Source organism: Aquabacterium sp. (assembly GCF_036279675.1).
In the GTDB taxonomy this organism is placed as follows: domain Bacteria; phylum Pseudomonadota; class Gammaproteobacteria; order Burkholderiales; family Burkholderiaceae_C; genus Aquabacterium.
On sequence record NZ_DASUIS010000059.1, the window covers coordinates 1 to 2604 of the forward strand.

The following is a 2604-nucleotide window of genomic DNA, read 5'->3' on the forward strand; positions in this document are numbered from 1 at the left end:
GCACTGCCACGCGATCCGAAACGACACCAGTGCCAGGTCGTCCACGGCAAAGGTGGCCATGCCGTCGATGCCTCCATCGTTGGCACCACCCGTCACCGCGATCGATTCGGCGTTGTTGGCCGCCATGATGGCTGCGCACAGCCGCTCAAACCCGATGTCGGAGAGTGACAGCAGGATGTTCTGCAGCTCCAAATCGCCCAGACCGACCCCAGGCAGCTCGTCCTGAACTGGCTCCAGCAATTGCGCTTGAAGGACATGTCCTGTTGTGTTCTTGCCGCAGATGGCTGCGGCCGTGGCACTGTCCAGTGGCATTTCCCAGCCTGCAGGAGACAACTGCCACACGCCATGACCCGAAATGTCTTTCGTCTCGAGCATGCCAGCGTTGACCAGGTGAAGTCGTGCAAAGCGCATGTCGTTCTGGTACTTGGGCTCCCCGGAGACTTCTGTTTCGTCGATCTCTTCGCCGCTGGCGCTCATCTGGTCGACGATGGTCGCGCGCACGATGCCGGTCTTGGCCTTGCCACCGAGCTCGCGCAGCACCGCCACGATCTTGGGCACGTACAGCGCTGCTCCGGTCAAGACTGTGCTGGTTGGCGGGGCGGGCATGGAGTTACATAATTTGCGTAATTGGCAAATTGTAGATGGCAATTTGCGCATCGTGCTTTGTGCAATCGACGGGTTCTTTTGAGAATCCGCGCCCATGCAGATTGGCAAAGTCATACGGGTGTTGCGCAAGGAGAGGGACCTGAGCCTGGAGTCCCTGGCGTTTGACGCAGCCACGGATGCCAGCAATCTGTCACGGATCGAGCGGGGGATCCAGCAGCCAACTGAAGAGGGGCTGCAGTCGATCGCCAAGGCGCTGGGTACTTCGGTTGCTGCGATGTACGCCCTGGCCGAGGGCAAGCGCCTGGCCGGTGACGACGACCATTCGTTGGTCAGGCCCGAAGACATGGCGCGTGAAGCGATGCAAATGCGCAAATACTTCCGGTCGCTGAATCCGGAGTACCAACGCTTGGCATTGGAGCTCGTGAAAACCTTGGTCAAAGCGCAAGGCAAGGCGACCTGAACGCGTCGCGACAACCTCACGGTCGTTCAAAGTGCCATTTGGGCGCCGTCATCGCTTGGGGACAGCGCCGCCGTCTTGGCCAATGCCATCCACACATCGAACCGCAAGCCGGTGAACGGCTGCTTGGGCGCCACCCGAACGAGTTCCAAGCCGCTGCTGGTGGCCACCATTACCCCACATTCGGTCGGTACTTCGTCGGCGTCAGCGATAGACTGCCCCTTCGCATTGCGCCCCAGGACGTAGTACACCTGCGACGCCATCGCCAGGTAGGCCGCCCGCTTTTCCGGTCGCTTCAGGTCACCCAGCAGGTCGGCCCGGCTGACCTTGATCTCATGCACCACCGGTTCCAAGTACGCCTCCACGGTGGTGTGGCGGATGCTGAACACATCGGGGATGGCCTGGGTCCAGGCTCCGTCCACCTGCGCCCGCAATGCCAACTGTGTCCAGGCAATTCGCCCCTCCTGCTGCATGCGCTGGGCCACCTGCATCACCAGCTCATCGTGGGCGCTTCGGTTGGCCCGGTTGGTGGCGTGGGCGTTGGCCAGCGCCTGCAACCCGGCAGGCGTCAGGTGCAGCGTTTCCCGCCCCTGGTCATCCCGTTCGGCCTGCACCGATCCGCCCACGAGCAGATCCACTTCCAGCGGGTCGCGGCACGGCCAGCCCGAGGAGCGGTAGATCTCCCGCAGCCGCGTCAGGTGCTTGCGGGTGATGCGCGGTGATGTCGATGGGTCTGTCACGCCTTCCTGCGCCCCCGATCAGGCTCTGGCGTGGCCATCAACAGCTGATCAGGGTACGACTGCATGAAGTCCATGGAACGCGCTGCCGGGGCATCCAGCCACTCGTCGTACTGGTCCTCGCGCAAGATCACCACCATGCGCTTTTCATCTTCAGGCCTATGGAACTGGTTGAAGAGCGGGTGGCTGTCGGCGTTGATGGTCAGCATGGTGAAGCTCAGCACCTCTTCACCCGTGGCCTTGCGGTTGACCGCCCACAGGCCGGCAATACCCATGGGTTTGTTGTCCCGGCGCTGGATGCGGGTGGGCACGGCCTTGCCGCTGCGCCAGTCGGGCTCGTAGACGTTCTCCACCGGTACGATGCAGTGCTGCCCCAGCCGCCAGGCATCCCGAAAGCTGGGTTTCTCCGCGACCGTCTCTGATCGGGCGTTGTAGGTGCGTTTGCCAAAGGCGATCTCACCGGCCCAGTGCGGGATCAGCCCAAACAGGCCAGCCAGGGCCTCGCGCGGCGGCACAGCCTCATCGCCCACGTCGTGGTGCGGGTGGCGCCGGATGAATGGCGCGTGGTACAGCGGCCAGACCTGGCTCTTGATGCCTGGCGGCGCATCGACTCCGAAGTGCAGCTTGAGTCGCTCCGTCTTGGTCACCGAGTCGTAGTTGGAGCACAGCTGTTAATGTCCACCGAATTCTGACCCACCGTTTCCATCCAATATTGACCCACCCTGGATAGAGCCCTGAGGGGCTCACGGTGTGGATAACTTCTTGGGTTTTGACTCCTTCTTGATGGGTTGAGCAGAGCTGTTC

Annotated in this window: 4 protein-coding genes; 1 reads left to right on the plus strand and 3 read right to left on the minus strand. The window is 62.3% G+C overall.

Annotation, left to right across the window (positions count from 1 at the left end):
* The coding region (locus VFW93_RS07185) for a winged helix-turn-helix domain-containing protein (RefSeq protein WP_329693308.1) at positions 1–702 on the minus strand (702 nt) is incomplete at its 3' end.
* On the opposite strand from VFW93_RS07185, the gene VFW93_RS07190 reads away from it, so the two are divergent.
* Positions 701–1066 carry a helix-turn-helix domain-containing protein gene (locus VFW93_RS07190; RefSeq protein ID WP_329693309.1) on the plus strand — a complete coding sequence of 122 codons (366 nt, stop codon included), beginning with the start codon at positions 701–703 and terminating at the stop codon, positions 1064–1066. The genes VFW93_RS07185 and VFW93_RS07190 overlap by 2 nt on opposite strands.
* 26 nt (positions 1067–1092) lie before the next feature.
* Here VFW93_RS07190 and VFW93_RS07195 read toward each other — a convergent pair whose 3' ends face one another.
* Positions 1093–1803: a hypothetical protein gene (locus VFW93_RS07195; RefSeq protein WP_329693310.1), complete on the minus strand. Its 711-nt coding sequence runs from the start codon at positions 1801–1803 to the stop codon at positions 1093–1095.
* Positions 1800–2468, minus strand: coding sequence for an SOS response-associated peptidase (locus tag VFW93_RS07200; RefSeq protein WP_329693311.1), 669 nt, complete (start codon positions 2466–2468; stop codon positions 1800–1802). The genes VFW93_RS07195 and VFW93_RS07200 overlap by 4 nt, the downstream gene beginning before the upstream one ends.
* Between the last annotated feature and the right edge of the window lie 136 nt (positions 2469–2604).